General features: G+C 43.9%; 14 protein-coding genes. All 14 read left to right on the top strand.

Annotated elements, in window-relative coordinates; translation table 11 throughout:
* Positions 1-20 precede the first annotated feature (20 nt).
* On the top strand, positions 21-398 hold the full coding sequence (locus tag ACSYSR_RS01040; RefSeq protein ID WP_252774160.1) for a cell division protein FtsL: 378 nt from the start codon (positions 21-23) through the stop codon (positions 396-398).
* 4 nt (positions 399-402) lie between these two features.
* Positions 403-2,547 carry a peptidoglycan D,D-transpeptidase FtsI family protein gene (locus ACSYSR_RS01035; RefSeq protein WP_489816369.1) on the top strand — a complete coding sequence of 715 codons (2,145 nt, stop codon included), beginning with the start codon at positions 403-405 and terminating at the stop codon, positions 2,545-2,547.
* Positions 2,547-3,506: a phospho-N-acetylmuramoyl-pentapeptide-transferase gene (gene mraY, locus ACSYSR_RS01030; RefSeq protein ID WP_489816370.1), complete on the top strand. Its 960-nt coding sequence runs from the start codon at positions 2,547-2,549 to the stop codon at positions 3,504-3,506. The genes ACSYSR_RS01035 and mraY overlap by 1 nt, the downstream gene beginning before the upstream one ends.
* 78 nt (positions 3,507-3,584) lie before the next feature.
* Positions 3,585-4,940 (top strand): UDP-N-acetylmuramoyl-L-alanine--D-glutamate ligase, encoded by a 1,356-nt coding sequence (gene murD / locus ACSYSR_RS01025; RefSeq protein ID WP_489816371.1) that lies wholly within the window; start codon positions 3,585-3,587, stop codon positions 4,938-4,940.
* Positions 4,941-4,951: 11 nt separating this feature from the next.
* Positions 4,952-6,052: an undecaprenyldiphospho-muramoylpentapeptide beta-N-acetylglucosaminyltransferase gene (gene murG / locus ACSYSR_RS01020; protein WP_489816372.1), complete on the top strand. Its 1,101-nt coding sequence runs from the start codon at positions 4,952-4,954 to the stop codon at positions 6,050-6,052.
* A gap of 11 nt (positions 6,053-6,063) precedes the next feature.
* Positions 6,064-6,768, top strand: coding sequence for a cell division protein FtsQ/DivIB (locus tag ACSYSR_RS01015; protein WP_489816373.1), 705 nt, complete (start codon positions 6,064-6,066; stop codon positions 6,766-6,768).
* Positions 6,769-6,880: 112 nt separating this feature from the next.
* Positions 6,881-8,233, top strand: a complete 1,353-nt coding sequence (gene ftsA, locus ACSYSR_RS01010; RefSeq protein ID WP_489816374.1) for a cell division protein FtsA — start codon at positions 6,881-6,883, stop codon at positions 8,231-8,233.
* 24 nt (positions 8,234-8,257) lie between these two features.
* A complete protein-coding gene (ftsZ, locus tag ACSYSR_RS01005; protein ID WP_489816375.1) occupies positions 8,258-9,514 on the top strand; it encodes a cell division protein FtsZ in 1,257 nt (418 codons plus the stop codon).
* A gap of 13 nt (positions 9,515-9,527) precedes the next feature.
* Entirely contained in the window at positions 9,528-9,968 is a 441-nt protein-coding gene (locus ACSYSR_RS01000; RefSeq protein ID WP_252774152.1) for a cell division protein SepF, read from the top strand.
* A 5-nt stretch (positions 9,969-9,973) separates the two neighbouring features.
* Positions 9,974-10,228: a YggT family protein gene (locus ACSYSR_RS00995; protein ID WP_047974355.1), complete on the top strand. Its 255-nt coding sequence runs from the start codon at positions 9,974-9,976 to the stop codon at positions 10,226-10,228.
* Entirely contained in the window at positions 10,229-11,023 is a 795-nt protein-coding gene (locus tag ACSYSR_RS00990) for a YlmH family RNA-binding protein (protein ID WP_489816376.1), read from the top strand. It begins immediately after the preceding gene.
* A 27-nt stretch (positions 11,024-11,050) separates the two neighbouring features.
* Positions 11,051-11,821, top strand: coding sequence for a DivIVA domain-containing protein (locus ACSYSR_RS00985; RefSeq protein WP_252774150.1), 771 nt, complete (start codon positions 11,051-11,053; stop codon positions 11,819-11,821).
* Positions 11,822-12,092: 271 nt separating this feature from the next.
* On the top strand, positions 12,093-14,891 hold the full coding sequence (gene ileS / locus ACSYSR_RS00980) for an isoleucine--tRNA ligase (protein WP_489816377.1): 2,799 nt from the start codon (positions 12,093-12,095) through the stop codon (positions 14,889-14,891).
* Between the two features lie 106 nt (positions 14,892-14,997).
* Entirely contained in the window at positions 14,998-15,444 is a 447-nt protein-coding gene (rpsP, locus tag ACSYSR_RS00975) for a 30S ribosomal protein S16 (protein WP_489816378.1), read from the top strand.
* Positions 15,445-15,534: the final 90 nt, after the last annotated feature.

Genomic DNA, 15,534 nt, shown 5'->3' with positions numbered 1-15,534 from the left:
ACTAGTAAAGGAGTTCAAAAATGGCACAAAACGCTTATCGCTATCAAAATTTGGCGACTGCCTTACCTGAGCAGCCCGTCACACCGTCTGCCAAAAAAGTTCGGACCAAAAAACGCTACCAGGCAGCCGTCTGGACAAAACGCGAACGTGGCTTGGTTATTTTTATGGCCGGGATTGTCTTACTGTTAATGATGGGAACAGTGGCAACAACTGTGACCATGCAACGAGTCGATGCTCAAAATGAACAGATCTCTCAGAAGGTCACCAACGTGAAAGAAGAAAACGACTCTTATCGTGGTGACATTCAATCAAAAACGAATCGTGACAACTTGGAAAAGGTTGCCCAATCAGCTAATATGGAACAGAGTACTAATAACGTTCGGAATGTAAACCAGTAAGCAGATGAAGCAGAAGAAAAGACGACAACTCGGGAAAAAAATAACACGGAATGGTAAACGTTTCGGTGGCCTCCTTTTTGTGGGGGCTTTCTGTGTTATTTTAATCATGGGTGGTCGTCTTTTTCAGATTGCTGGTTTTAAGGTGGTCAATCACCATAACCTAACTGCTGCCACTCGATTGGCCTTTATGCAAAAGGAAACTGTGCCGGCTACTCGTGGGCAAATTTTGGATTCGGATGGTCAAGTCCTGGCGGATAATTCGACTGTTTATGATATGTATGCTGTTTTGGATAAAAAGCAAGTAACGAAAACAGGCAAGCCTGACTATGTGATTGACAAGAAAGATACGGCACAGAAACTTAGTGGTATTCTTGGCATCAGCTATGATGACTTATATGCTCAGTTGACCTCTGACAAGCTTCAAGTCGAATTTGGTCCTAAGGCGAAAAACCTCAGTGTCGATACTTATAATAAAATTAAGGCTTTAAATTTAACTGGCATTAAGTTTAATTCCCAGCCATCTCGGTATTATCCGAATAACCGTATGGCCTCCCATATTATTGGTTTAACAAATTCAACGATAGATTCTGCCGGTACGCGAATACTGGGTGGAATTTTGGGAATCGAGGCTTTTAAAAACAATACCTTACGAGGTAAAGATGGTATCCAGACTGCTCTTGGAAATCAGAATGAAACTTCTAAAAAGAATCAGGTTGAAAATGGGAACAATGTGACCTTAACGTTGAATGAAAAGTTGCAGGCCACGCTTGAAAACCGAATGGACGTTCTCTTTGCTGGCACAAAGGCTAAGTCGGCTGTAGCGGTTTTGATGGAAGCAAAAACGGGTAAGATTGTGGCCGCTACGCAACGGCCAAATTTCGATCCCAACACGCAGGATGGGCTCTCATCTGCTTGGGAAAACTTGGTTAATCAAGGGTCCTTTGAACCGGGTTCCACGATGAAGACTATTACGCTGGCGGCTGCTATTCAAGAAGGCAAGTGGCATCCAAATGATACTTATCAATCTGGAACCTATGATATTAATGGCCAAAAGGTGGTCGATGCCTTTGGCAATAATGAGGGTACTTTAACTTACCGCCAAGCCTATGAACGGTCGTCAAACGTTGGTTTTGCGCATTTGGAACAGGCTCTTGGTGCCAGCACTTGGAAATCTTATATCAATAAGTTCCGTTTTTTGAAAAAGACTGGGATGGATTTACCAAACGAAGAAGCCGGGTCAATGTCTTTTGAACAACCAATTGATCAGGCTAACACGGCCTATGGTCAAGCTATTCGGGTAACCCCGGCCCAGCTCCTTCAGGCTTATACAGCCATTGCCAATGGGGGAAAGGAAATTAAACCTTACCTGGTTGACCGAGTCACTAATCCGGAGACGGGGAAAGTTGTTTACCAGGGCAAGACGACTCAGGTCGCTAATCCCATTTCAGCAAGTACTGCCAAGCAAGTTTTGTCTTTAATGGCCGGGGTTGTCAATGCCGATGATGGAACGGCTAAACAATATAGTTTGTCAGATGTTGGTTATCAGGTTGCTGCTAAAACCGGAACCGCACAGATTTCCGAGAATGGAAAGTACCTGGATGGGTTAACAAATGATATTCATTCGGTGATGGCAATTGTGCCTGAACAAAATCCAAAGTATATTATGTATATAGCAGTTCGCCAGCCACAGGTTTTCCCAGATGCCAACATTCAAATTACATTGAACAATGTCTTTCGACCAGTGATACTTCAGGCACTAAACGATGGGGATGATAGTGTTAAGTCAAAGACCAACCAGGTCACAGTTCCTGACGTGAAGGGCTTGTCGATTAGCCAAGCTGAGCAGACACTACAAAATGCGGGCCTGTCTGTAACAACTTTGGGTTCAAGTGGTACCATCTCGGCGCAATCAATTAAAGGAAATCAGGATGCCATTAAGGGTCAGCGCGTCTTCTTGACGGCAAGCGGTGCAGTCACTGTTCCTGATTTTAGCTCTTGGACGAAAAATGATGTTTTGTCTTGGGGCTATCTAGCAAAAGTCAAAATGTCCTTAACAGGGTCTGGTTATGGCGAGAAGCAAAGCGTGACGGCCGGTACAGCGGTGACTGGTCAAAGTAAAATTAGCGTCAACTTTAAGGAGAGAACGTAATGTCAGTTGTACTAGAATTCCTCTTGGGAATGGCTATCACAGCACTTTTGATGCCAATGGTGATCAAAAAATTAAAGCAAAGTAAGGAACAGGCCGTCATTCGGGTCTTGGGCCCAGACCACCAGCAAAAGGCCGGTACACCATCATTGGGAGGAGCCGTCTTCGTCTCGGTGGCAATCATCGTTGCTTTTTGTTTGCCAAGGACCTATGAAAATTCAACTGCTTTTACGACAGTTTTGACTCTTTCAGTAGCGATTGGTTCATTTGCCTTAATTGGTGCTGTCGATGATGTTTTGAAACTGCTGAAGCATGCCGATGATGGCTTTGCTTTTAAGCCAAAATTAGCGTCACAAACGCTATCGGCCGTGGTGGTGATGTTCTTGCTTTGGGCCTTAAAGGTGCCAGCCGTTATTAACTTACCAGTTGTTGGTGTTGTTTATTTGGGCTATTTCTATGTCATCTTTATCTGGTTCTGGTTAGTAGGCTGGTCGAATGCAACAAACCTAACTGACGGTCTTGACGGCCTTTTGGGTGGGTTAGCCATTATTGCTTACGGGGCCTATGCAGTCATGGCTTATTGGGCCGCTGATTGGGCGATGGTTTCCTTTAACCTGATTTTGATTGGAACGTTAGTTGGCTTTTTGATTTTCAATTTACCAAAGGCTAAGATTTTTATGGGCGATACGGGTTCGCTCGCCTTGGGGGCTGGTTTGGCAGTTGAATCGATCTTGCTGCATGCTGTGATTTCACTGTTAATTATTGGTTTGGTCTTCGTGATTGAAACTTTGTCTGTTATTATTCAGACATTTTCTTATCACTTTTTCCATAAGCGAGTCTTTCCAATGGCGCCAATTCACCACTCCTTTGAAAAATTTGGTTGGTCGGAGTGGCAAATTGATATTGCCTTTTGGTCAGTTGGATTAGTTTTGGCCATTTTGGCTGTTTTCATTTTTTACTAGAATTTAAAAGTGGTTAATAACGTTAACCACTGTACATAAAAAATCAGCATTGTGTGTTCAAGAAAAAAGGAGAAGGGTATGGCAGAGTTAAATTTTAAAAACAAACAAGTATTAGTGCTGGGTTGGGCCAAATCAGGGAAGGCCGCTGCCAAGCGTCTAGTAGAACTTGGCGCACAAGTCACAGTTGCCAATCGGGACAAAATTGAAGAAGACGCTGATTTTAAAGCCTTGCAAGCTGCCGGTGTTGTCTTTTTGGAAAACGACCAAGCAGAATCTTTGGCCGAAGGAACTGATTTTGTCGTTAAAAATCCAGGTATCCATTATGAACAACCATTGCTAGCAAAAGCGGAGCGGTTGAAGATCCCAATTTTGACTGAAGTTGCTGTTGCCTTGTCGACTTTTACTGGACGTTTGATTGTTGTTACCGGTTCAAACGGGAAGACGACGACCACAACGCTTTTGGGCAAGATGCTGCAAGCCGATCCAAAACAGGGGAAAGTCGTTGTTGCTGGTAATATTGGAACGCCAGTTTGTCAGGTTATTGGTCCGATGAAGCAGGAAGATACGCTTGTCTTAGAATTGTCTTCTTTCCAATTAGTTGGGATTCCAATGATTCAGCCTGATATTGCCGTGGTTACCAATGTCTTTGCAAACCATCTAGACTTCCATCATACGAGAACGGCTTACTTAGCGGCAAAGATTCACGTCACAGAGAACCAGCGGCCTGATCAGATTCTGATTTTAAATGGGCAGGGACCAGATACGCCACTAATTGAAAGTAAGACAGCCGCTCAGGTATTGCTCTTTGATGATCAAGACCAAGCGGCCTATGCTCATCAACGTGGCGATGATCTCATTTTTGCAGGACAAACACTAATGCCTTTCAAAGATGTTAAGCTTGTTGGCCAACCTAATTTGGAAAATGTTTTAGCGGCAGCCGCGGCAGCAACGGTTGCGGGTGCTGACCCAGCAGGCATCGTTGATGTTTTGCAGACCTTTTCGGGCGTTAAGCACCGGTTGGAATTCTTGTTTAAAAAGCAGGGTGTCTTGTATTATAACGATTCGAAGGCAACTGATATTGAAGCGACGCAAGCCGCCTTGTCTGCCTTTCACCAGCCAGTTGTTTGGCTGGCCGGGGGACTAGACCGTGGGGATGACTTGTCTCGCTTGGCCCCAGACCTAAAGCATGTTCGTCAGGTAATTGCCTTTGGGGAAACGCACGATAAGGTGAAGGCTTTGGCCAATTCTTTGAATTTACCGGTAACGGTTGTCAAATCAGTCGAAGAAGCGGCACCATTGGCTGTCCAAATGGCCAAGCCGGGAGAAGTAGTTCTCTTTTCACCAGCCGCCGCTTCTTGGGATCAATATCCTAATTTTGAAATTCGTGGGGATGCTTACGAACAAGCCTTAAAAAATAGTTTGCAGATTGGGTAAGGAGAGCAAAGATGAAAGTAGTGTTATCAGGTGGTGGAACGGGAGGCCATATTTATCCGGCCTTAGCTTTGGCCAAAATCATTGAGAAAAAGGAACCGGAAGCCGAATTTTTGTATATTGGTTCTTTCCGTGGAGTTGAAAAGCAGATCGTGCCAAAGACAAACTTGCCTTTTATGCAATTGGAAGTCCAAGGTTTTTCGCGTTCGCTCTCGTTAACCAATTTTAAAACGATTTATTTATTTTTGAAGGCCACTGCTGCTGCTAAGAAAATTTTAAAGAACTTTCAGCCGGATGTCGTTGTTGGTACTGGTGGTTATGTTTCCGGTGCTGTTTTATATGCTGCCCAACAAATGGGCATCCCAACGGTCATTCATGAGCAAAACTCAGTTGCTGGTGTGACCAACAAGTTTTTGGCTAAAAACGCAACCAAAATTGGACTGGGATTTGAAGCAGCTAAGGACCAGTTCCCGGTTGATAAAACAGCGGTGATTGGTAATCCCAGAGCTCAGGAAGTTGCGAACCTTCAATCTGATTTTTCATGGACGAGTTATGGGTTAGAGGATGACAAAAAGACGTTGTTGATTTTTGGGGGGTCACAAGGTGCACCAGCCATTAACTTAGCGACTCTTGATGCGATTTCAACATTCAATGACCGTCCTTACCAGGTTGTCTTGGTTGCCGGACCAAAGCGAATTGATAACTTTAACCGCTTGTTGCAAGAGCGGGGCCTGACACTTGGCGATCATATTAAGGTTTTGCCTTATATTGATAACATGCCAGCTGTGATGAAAAAGGCGGATGTTTTGGTTTCTCGGGCAGGGGCAACATCGATTGCCGAATTAACGGCTCTTGGTCTACCAGCTATTTTGGTGCCATCGCCGTTTGTGACGGGTGACCACCAAACTAAAAATGCGAGTGCCTTGGTGGAAGCGGGAGCTGCTTTGTCGATTAAGGAACCTGATTTTAATGGCCAATCCTTGGTCAAGGCTGCGGATGCTTTGCTATTAAACGACCAACAGGCAGAAGCCATGAAGGCTCAAGCAGCAGCTGTTGGGATCACCGATGCCGGTGACCGGTTCTATCGCTTGATCAAATCAGTCATCAAAGACTAGGAGTAATTGCCTTGCAAAGAATTAAAATGACAATGCGAATGAATCCCAGATGGACCAGTGCCACCGTGTCCTTTATTTTTTTGGCAGCAATCGCAACCATTTTAATGATTTGGCAACCTTGGGTGAAAATTACGACAGTTAATGTCGATGCTGGCAATATCCCATCTGAGACAATTGAAAAAGAAGTGGGGATTAAGCCCGGTGATTACCGTTACCAAGTTTTCTTTCAAGAAACTTTTTTAGAACAAAAACTAAAAAGAAGTAACGATAAAATTTCGCAGGTGAAAATTTCATTAACAAAGAGCACGGTTTCAATTGAAGCAGGTGAGAAAATTAATGCCGGTTTTCTAAAGAAGGGTGACCAATGGTATCAACTCGATTCAGCCGGAAATCAAAGCAAAATCAACCAAGTTGATGGTCAGGGACCCGTCTATACTGATTTTTCTTCTGTGACCCGGATTAAAAGGGTTGCTAGGGCAGTTTCTTCTTTGGATAAACCAATACGTCAGGATATTGGCGAGATTAAATTTGCACCAGATACAAATAATAGCGATAAACTAGTATTGTCAATGAATGACGGCAATACGGTTTATGCAACTCAGAATACATTGGCCGATAAAATGCAATATTATGCTGGGATTGCAGCGCAAATGTCGACAGTTGGGATTGTTGATTTGCAATATGGATCATACTCATATCCATATAACGGTTCATAATGAAAAAACTTGCTCATAAATTGGCTCTAAGCCCTACCAGAGTAAGGTATAATATGATAAGATTATTTTTAGGTTTAGTTTCTAAATTTTTATTAAAAAAGGGGAGATTTGCATGACCCAAGATGGCGTGATAGTTGGATTAGATATCGGGACAACCATGGTTAAAGTGGTCGTTGCCCAAAGCGAAAATGGTCGCTTCAACGTCATTGCTACGGGCAGTGCCCCTGGTGCTGGTTTACGCCGTGGCGTGATTGTTGACATCAACCAAACGGCTGAGGCCATTTCACAAGCAGTTTCACAGGCTGCTGCAAAGGCAAATATTGAAGTTAACGAGGTGGTTGTTGGCTTACCAGCTAACCATGTGGACATCCAAACGGTGACCGGGCTCGTTTCGATTGAAAATCAAAATAAACAAATTACGAATCAAGATGTCGTCAATGTGACACATCAAGCCCTCGATTCGCTTTCAGTTCAAGACCAAACGGTTGTTGAATTCTTACCAAACGAATTTATTGTTGATGGTTTTGATGGCATTAAAGATCCAACCGATATGATTGGTGTTCGTTTGGAAGTCCAAGGACTAGCTTATTTGGCACCAAGTAAAGTCGTTGACACGATTAAGACCGCTGTTAAAAAGGCTGGTTTACAGATGCAGTCACTGGTTTTAGCACCAATTGCTTTGGCACCCGCTTTTCTAAATGACGCTGAACAAGACTTTGGCGCGATTCTAATTGATTTAGCTGGTGGCCAGTCAACTGCTTCTGTCGTCCATGATCACAAGGTAAAGTATATGACCGTGGATTATGAGGGTGGTATCCAGGTTACTAAGGATATCTCGACAGTTCTTGGTATTAGTGTTGATGAGGCTGAATCTGTTAAGAAAAAATATGGGTCAGCCGACCCTTACCAGGCCTCGGCTAAGCAGCAATTTTATGTGAATGCCGTTGGCTTAACGGAAAAAAAGGCGGTTGACGAACAGTATCTGTCTGAAATTATGGCAGCGCGTTACGACCAAATTTTTGATCGTCTAGACCAGCAGTTACAAGCCATTGGTGCTGAAGAATTACCGGGTGGTTTTCTCATTACTGGTGGCAACGCAGCAACACCTGGAGTTCTTGCTAAGGCTCAAGAACATTTTGGTTCAAATGTTCAGGTTGCACAGCCAACACAAATTGGCTTGCGTCATCCGAGCTTCGCCCGAGCCCTTGCCTATGCTTCCCATCAAGCTTTCCAAAGTAACTTAGCCTTGGAAATCAAGGCAGTCCTGATGGGACAACAGGTGGAAGAAGCGGCAAAGGACCAAGCCAGCCATTATCACTTGGTTGACGATGGTGATAATGATGTCATTGAAGCACAAGGCGAGGAAGGGGTCTACCTCGATCCAGCTGAAAAGAAACCAGGAGTATTTTCACGAGTAAAGTCAACGCTCGCCTCCTTGTTTGCAGAACCAGACGACAACGAATAAAACATTCCCAAAGGAGTAACTTTCATGGATTTTACAATCGACGAAACGCAGGATCAAGCCGGCGCTATCATCAAGGTCATTGGTGTTGGTGGTGGTGGATCTAATGCGGTCAACCATATGATTGACGAAGGCATCCAAGGGGTTGACTTTATTGTTGCCAATACTGATGTCCAGGCCTTAGATAAATCAAAGGCTCGTCAAAAGGTTCAAATTGGACCGAAATTAACTGGTGGACTTGGTGCCGGCTCAAATCCTGAGCGTGGTGCCAAGGCAGCTGAAGAATCTGAAGAAGAAATTAAATCAGCCCTAGAGGGTGCCGATATGGTTGTTGTGACAGCCGGAATGGGTGGTGGAACCGGAAATGGTGCTGCTCCAATCGTCGCTAAGGCGGCTAAAGAAATGGGGGCCTTGACGGTCGCTGTTGTTACTCGCCCATTTTCATGGGAAGGGCCAAAGCGATCAAAGTATGCGGTAGAAGGGTTACAAGCCTTATCTGAATCCGTTGATTCTTTGATTGTGATTACAAACGAAAAGCTCAAGGACCGCATCGATTTGAAGACACCATTGTCGGAAGCCTTTCAGATTGTCGATGACGTTGTTGCCCAAGGTGTTCGTGGTATTTCAGAGTTAATTACCAATCCTGGTTTCATTAACTTGGATTTTGCCGATGTGAAAACAGTTATGCAAGATGCTGGACCAGCTTTGATGGGTGTTGGGGTCGCCAATGGTGAATCCCGTGCAAGTGATGCAACGAAGGCTGCCATTTCTTCACCATTACTCGAAGTTGATATGTCTGGTGCTGAAGATGTTTTGTTGAACATCACCGGTGGTCCTGATTTGTCATTGTACGAAGCTCAGACTGCTGCTGATGTGATTAACCAAGAAGCCGGTCGCGACGTTAACGTTATTTTTGGAACTTCTGTTGACGAAGACTTAGGCGATTCAATTCGAATTACGGTGATTGCGACCGGTTTGCAAGCGGGTGGTGTCAAACCCCTCAAACGTTCCGTTCAACAAGACAAATCAACAAATGAGTCAGAGCAAAATGGTCTTTTTGCTCGAACTGGTCAAGACCAGTCTTTAAATCAGAGCGTGCCTGGTAAGGATGATCCCTTTGAAAATTGGGATATCACGACTAGCAAACGGCCAAGTAACCAAACAGGTCAGTTCGATGGCGTTCAAAAGAAAGCTTTTGATCCCGTTGAGCCGGTTAACCAAAATATTGATTTAGACTTGTCAAACGAAGATGATGATCAGCCACCATTCTTCAAGAAACGATAAGGGGGATTGACTAATGGCATTTGATGGGATTAAGCGCCTTTTTTCGGGCGATGATGATTATTATGAAGAAGAGAGCTATGAAGAAGCACCTGAGCAACAACCTGTTCAAAAGCAAAAGCCTGCAGCAAACAAGCAAATGACCGCATTTAAAAATCAGAATCAAACTGGAGCTGCTGGAGTTGCGCAAGGTCGCATTGCTCTTTTTGAACCAAAGGTTTACGCTGATTCACGAGCAATTGCCAGTCAAGTGATTGAAGGTGATGCTGTGATTGTTAACTTTTCCCAGTTGGAAGAGGAACAGGCAATGCGAATTTTAGATTATATTGGCGGCGCTGTCTATGCTGTTTCGGGTTCGATGGAACGAGTTGGTGAGAAAATTTTCTTGTTGACACCTTCAACTTATGAAGTAGCAGGCTCTATGAGTGAAAACCTTGATAATCAAGGTCGGTATTAATATTTATGTTTGGACTACTACTAGTCACGATTATTGCGTGGCTGCTTAAGATTTATTCTTATGCACTGATTGTCTATGTTTTGATGTCATGGTTTCCAGGTGCTTATAACACATGGTTTGGCCGTGAATTAGGGAAAATTGTGACGCCATATTTGTCATGGTTCTCTTTTATCAAACCAATTGGCATCTTAGATTTGCGACCATTAATCGCTTTTATCGTCTTGGATTTGGCACAATATGCCTTGGCATGGTTCTTTTAAATGAGTAATCAGCAGGCTATCGCCCAGCACTTTCACGAAAGTGAGGGCGATTTTGTGAAGCAAGCCCTCGACTGGGTAAATCAGGCAGAAATCGACTATCGATTAGTTCTGACCAAATTTTTAAATCCGCGACAGCGCTACATTGTGCAAACGCTGGTGAATCAGCATGCAGGCCTAAAAATGTTGGAAGACGGGATTTTTGACCAAGCTGAATCAAAGCGAATCGTGATTGCACCTGATTTTTATGAGGTTGAGGAAAGTGACTTTCAACTAGTTTTGTTAGAATTGACCTTTCCGGTTAAGTTTGTCAGCCTGCGCCATAAAGACATCCTAGGTGCACTTGTACACACCGGACTCGATCGGTCAGGCTTTGGCGATATCGTGGTTAAAGAAGATGCAGGGCAAGTTCAATTAGCGGTTGACCAGCCATTAGTCGGCTTTATTCGCCAAGAGATTGGTCGCATTGGCAAGGTTAAGACCGACTGGCAAACAATTAGCTTCGAGCACGCCTTTCAAAAGGAAGAAGATGGCCAAGATCAATTTCTCTTAGTCAACTCGTTGCGTCTTGATGTGGTTGTAGCAGCTGCATTCAAACTGGCACGTGCAAAAGCACAAGCTTTAGTTACCAGTGGCTCTGTGCAAGTTAATTGGACGGTTAGTGATCAGGTTGATCGGCAAATTTCCCTAAAAGATGTGATTTCAGTGAGAAAATATGGAAGAATTTGCTTAGAAAGCTTGTCAGGGCAGAGCAAAAAGGATAAAATCAAAGCAGTTTTTAATATTATTCATCGATGAGATGAATTCGGGAGGCAGAGAGATAAGATGGCATTAACACCAGATGAGATTTTAAACCATGAATTCACTAGAAAGGGATCACGGGCATATGTCGCACGCGAAGTTGATTCTTTCTTGGATGAAGTCAATAATGATTACCGTACCTTATTGGCTGATTTTGAGAAATTACAGCAACAAAATCGTCAGCAACAAAACCGTATTGATGAGCTCGAAGGTGAACGTGATCAAGTGAACGAATCAATCATGTTTGCCCAAAGCGCTGCCTCACGTTTGCGCTCTGAGACGGAATCTGAAGTGAAGTCGCAATTGACCCATGCTCAAGATGAAGCCAAGCAAATTGTTGATGAAGCCCATCAAAAAGCTGAAGCTGAATCTGCCCGTTTGGCGCAAGAGAATGTTGATTTAATTGACGAACAAAACCGCTTGCGTCAGCGAGTTGATAGTTTCCGGCAATCATTCCTGTCACTGATTGACCAACAAAAAGCTTTGCTTGAGCAGGGACAATTATCACAGGCAGTTGACAAGTTACCTGCTTCTGAATTATCGGAAAAGGTCTTGGCTGAAACGAACGATTGGTTGAATCCTGCCTCGAAAGCAGTCGTTTCAGCACCAACTAGTCAGGATAGTACTGAAGAAAAGCCGTTGCCAACCGACATTAAAGAAGTCCCAAGTTTTGCTAAAGGTCCAATCGAACCTAGTGAAGGGGAGAAGCCTGCTGAAAGTGAAACAGTTGAGGTAGAAGCGGAAGTTGCAGATCCAACAGTGGTCGTTTTTCCTGAAAATGGGCAACCAAAGTAAAAATGATTTATTAACGGTGTAAGCCAGTTTGAAAAAGTTGATATTGTTAGCGAGCCATGTCTGGTGTAAGATGGTCATTCCCTCAGCTTTTTTACATCCCTTACCCTTAATCAAACTGAACTAAGAGTAAGTTTGACGGCTTGGCCCGTTATCGCCAGTTAGAGCGTTAACCGATGGTTAGCGGAAGATAGGTGGTACCACGTAAAAAACGTCCTGTTGTCCCAAATTTTTGGGCACAGGACGTTTTTTCGTTTATTGAAAGGAGTCTCTTATGAAGTATAAAGACACATTGAATTTAGGAAAAACAGCATTTCCGATGCGAGGCTCTTTGCCAACAACGGAGCCAGAACGGCAACAAGGTTGGTATGATGACAACCTCTATGAACAACGACTGGCACAAAACGAGCAAAAGCCACATTTTAACTTGCATGATGGCCCTCCATACGCCAATGGTAACATTCACTTGGGTCACGCCTTGAATAAGATTACTAAGGACATTATTGTCCGCTACAAGAACATGAACGGCTACTATGCACCTTATGTTCCTGGCTGGGATACACACGGTTTGCCAATTGAACAGCAGCTAACAAAGGCTGGTCATGATCGTAAGTCAATGCCAAAGAGTGAATGGCGCAACCTGGCCAAGGATTTTGCTTTGGAGCAAGTTGACAAGCAGCGCAATGACTTTAAGCGTTTGGGGATTATGGCTGATTGGGATCACCCATATATCACTTTGCAACCTGAATTCGAAGCCGCACAGTTACGCGTCTTTGGCACGATGGCCAAGAAGGGCTACATTTTCCAGGGAGCTAAACCTGTCTATTGGTCATGGTCATCCGAATCAGCTTTGGCGGAAGCCGAAATTGAATATCACGACATCAAGTCAACTTCATTGTTCTATGCGAATCGCGTTAAGGATGGCAAGGGAATCTTGGATGGCGACACTTACTTGGTTGTTTGGACCACGACACCATTTACGGTTACTGCTTCACGTGGAATTACCCTGGGCCCTGATTTTGACTATGTATTGGTGAAGCCAACTGGTCAAGACAAGAAGTATGTTGTAGCCAAGGAATTGCTGGAAACGGTTGCACCAAAGTTTGGCTGGGAAGATTACGAAGTTTTGGATTCATATAAGGGCCAAGACTTGGATAAGATTACGGCTTACCATCCTTGGGACGCTGATGCTGAAGAAGTGGTTATGAATGCCGACCATGTTACTTTGGATTCTGGAACTGGTTTGGTCCACACGGCTCCAGGCTTTGGTGAAGATGATTACAATGTTTCAAAGGAATACGGCTTAGATGTTGTTGTGACGGTTGACGAAAAGGGAAACATGACCAAGAATGCGGGCCCCGATTTTGAAGGTCGGTTCTATGATGATGTCACTGGAACGGTTATCACTAAGTTGACGGATGCCGGGTTGTTCTTGGCTAAGGAAAAGATTACTCACTCATATCCATTTGATTGGCGAACAAAGAAGCCAATTATTTGGCGAGCTGTGCCGCAATGGTTTGCTTCAATTGATAATTTCCGAAAAGATATTTTGGACCAAATTGATGGGGTTAACTTCTTCCCAGCTTGGGGTCAAAAGCGCTTGCATAACATGATTGCTGGTCGTGGAGACTGGGTCATTTCTCGTCAACGTGTTTGGGGGGTGCCATTACCAATCTTTTATGCAGAAGATGGAACAGCGATTTTGGATGCTGATATTATTGAACATGTTGCCCAATTGGTTGAAAAGCACGGTTCAAATGTTTGGTTTGAACGTGAAGCTAAGGACTTGTTGCCAGAAGGTTATACGAACGAACATTCACCAAATGGCCACTTCAAGAAGGAAGAAGATATCATGGACGTTTGGTTTGATTCCGGTTCTTCTTGGAATGGGGTGATGCGGCAACGTCCTCAATTGGACTATCCTGCTGATTTGTATTTGGAAGGATCTGACCAGTACCGTGGTTGGTTTAACTCTTCATTGATTACTTCTGTGGCTGTAACGGGCCAGGCGCCTTACAAGAACTTGCTATCACAAGGCTTTACTTTGGATGGTAAGGGCAACAAGATGTCAAAGTCATTGGGAAACACGATTTCACCATTGGATGTTGGGAACAAATTTGGTGTTGAAATTTTGCGTTTGTGGACTATCTCAGTTGATACGTCCCAGGATATGCCGGTTTCAGATGAAATTTTGAAGCAAGTTGCTGATTCTTACCGTAAGATTCGCAATACTATGCGCTTTTTGTTGGCAAACACAGCTGACTTTGATTATGAAACTGACCAAGTTGCCTTTGCAGACCGTGCTGCCCATGACCAATATGCAACGGTATTGTTGAATAACTTGGTAGCAGATTTGAAGGATAGTTACGATAACTACCGTCTCAATGAAATTTACTCTCGGTTGATTAACTTTATTAATGTTGACTTATCGGCCTTTTATTTGGATGTCGCCAAGGATGTGGTTTATGTTGAAGCGCCGGATTCCGCTTTGCGTCGTTCAATGCAATCTGTCTTCTATGAAATTTTGACGGCCTTAACGAAGTTAATGGTGCCAGTTTTGCCACACACAGCTGAAGAAATCTGGTCATATATCCCACATACCAACACGAAATACGCTTACTTGCAAGACATGCCAACGGTAAAGGATTTGCCAGAAACTGAAGACATGATGGTCAAGTGGGAAACAGTCTTTACATTGCGTTCGGCAGCGAACAAGGCAATCGAAGCTGCTCGAACTGATGGCTTGGTTGGTAAGAATGCCGAAGCAGCCATGACGCTGTATTTGACGGCTGATCAGAAGAACGTTTTAGCTGATTTACACTTAGACTTACGTTTGATCTTGATGGTCTCACAGCTAGACTTGAAGGATCGTGAAGAGGTAGTGGAAACGGTGCCAAGCTTTGATGGCGTGCCTGTCTTAGTCGAAAAGGCCCGTGGTGGATTGTCACCACGTGACCGTCGCTATCACGAAGACTTGGGAGCTGATGAAGCTTTCCCAGAATTATCAAAAGCTGAAGCTGAATTGGTTCGGAAGTATTACCCAGCTGCTTTAGCAGAAGGTTTTGAAGCTTAAAAATCAGTTATTTGGATTTTAAAAAACGATGTCAAGTAAAAACACTTGACATCGTTTTTTATATTTGGCATAATAGAGAAGTAAAGAAATACGGAGGAATTATATTATGGCAGTTAAAATTCGCTTGAAGCGGATGGGTGCTAAGAAGCGTCCATTCTACCGCGTTGTTATCGCTGACTCACGTTCACCACGTGACGGTCGTTTTATCGAAACAGTGGGAACTTATAACCCAATTACTGTTCCAGCAGAAGTAAAGTTGGACGAAGCTAAGATCTTGGCTTGGTTGGCAAATGGTGCACAACCATCTGATACAGCTCGTAACTTGTTGTCAAAGGCTGGAATCATGGCTAAGTATGCTGAACAAAAGGTTGCTGCAGCTTCTGAAAAGCCTGCTAAGACAAAGAAAGCGGTAGCTGCTAAGCCAGCTGCGGCTGCTTCATCTGAAAAGCCAACGGCTAAGAACAAGGTTGCCGAAATTAAGGCATACTTGGACGCCCAGGGTATCGACTACCCAGCATCAGCTAAGAAGGCTGATTTGTTGGAATTGGTTTAAGACAAACTGGTTTTTAAAGTGGAAACTACCAAAGTTCATTTGGTAGTTTTTTTCTTTTTGAACAAGCTAAGATAAGCAAAGCTTTGCTAT

It is taken from the genome of Fructobacillus sp. ESL1096 (assembly GCF_058511985.1).
The sequence above is the reverse complement of the archived record's forward strand: the minus strand, read 5'-3'. Positions and strand labels throughout refer to the sequence as shown.

What these genes read in the sequence shown, in the direction of transcription:
- ACSYSR_RS01040 (WP_252774160.1), top strand. Translation starts at nt 21, where the DNA reads ATGGCACAAAACGCTTATCGCTATCAAAATTTGGCGACTGCCTTACCT.
- ACSYSR_RS01035 (WP_489816369.1), top strand. Translation starts at nt 403, where the DNA reads ATGAAGCAGAAGAAAAGACGACAACTCGGGAAAAAAATAACACGGAAT.
- mraY (WP_489816370.1), top strand. Translation starts at nt 2,547, where the DNA reads ATGTCAGTTGTACTAGAATTCCTCTTGGGAATGGCTATCACAGCACTT.
- murD (WP_489816371.1), top strand. Translation starts at nt 3,585, where the DNA reads ATGGCAGAGTTAAATTTTAAAAACAAACAAGTATTAGTGCTGGGTTGG.
- murG (WP_489816372.1), top strand. Translation starts at nt 4,952, where the DNA reads ATGAAAGTAGTGTTATCAGGTGGTGGAACGGGAGGCCATATTTATCCG.
- ftsA (WP_489816374.1), top strand. Translation starts at nt 6,881, where the DNA reads ATGACCCAAGATGGCGTGATAGTTGGATTAGATATCGGGACAACCATG.
- ftsZ (WP_489816375.1), top strand. Translation starts at nt 8,258, where the DNA reads ATGGATTTTACAATCGACGAAACGCAGGATCAAGCCGGCGCTATCATC.
- ACSYSR_RS01000 (WP_252774152.1), top strand. Translation starts at nt 9,528, where the DNA reads ATGGCATTTGATGGGATTAAGCGCCTTTTTTCGGGCGATGATGATTAT.
- ACSYSR_RS00995 (WP_047974355.1), top strand. Translation starts at nt 9,974, where the DNA reads ATGTTTGGACTACTACTAGTCACGATTATTGCGTGGCTGCTTAAGATT.
- ACSYSR_RS00990 (WP_489816376.1), top strand. Translation starts at nt 10,229, where the DNA reads ATGAGTAATCAGCAGGCTATCGCCCAGCACTTTCACGAAAGTGAGGGC.
- ACSYSR_RS00985 (WP_252774150.1), top strand. Translation starts at nt 11,051, where the DNA reads ATGGCATTAACACCAGATGAGATTTTAAACCATGAATTCACTAGAAAG.
- ileS (WP_489816377.1), top strand. Translation starts at nt 12,093, where the DNA reads ATGAAGTATAAAGACACATTGAATTTAGGAAAAACAGCATTTCCGATG.
- rpsP (WP_489816378.1), top strand. Translation starts at nt 14,998, where the DNA reads ATGGCAGTTAAAATTCGCTTGAAGCGGATGGGTGCTAAGAAGCGTCCA.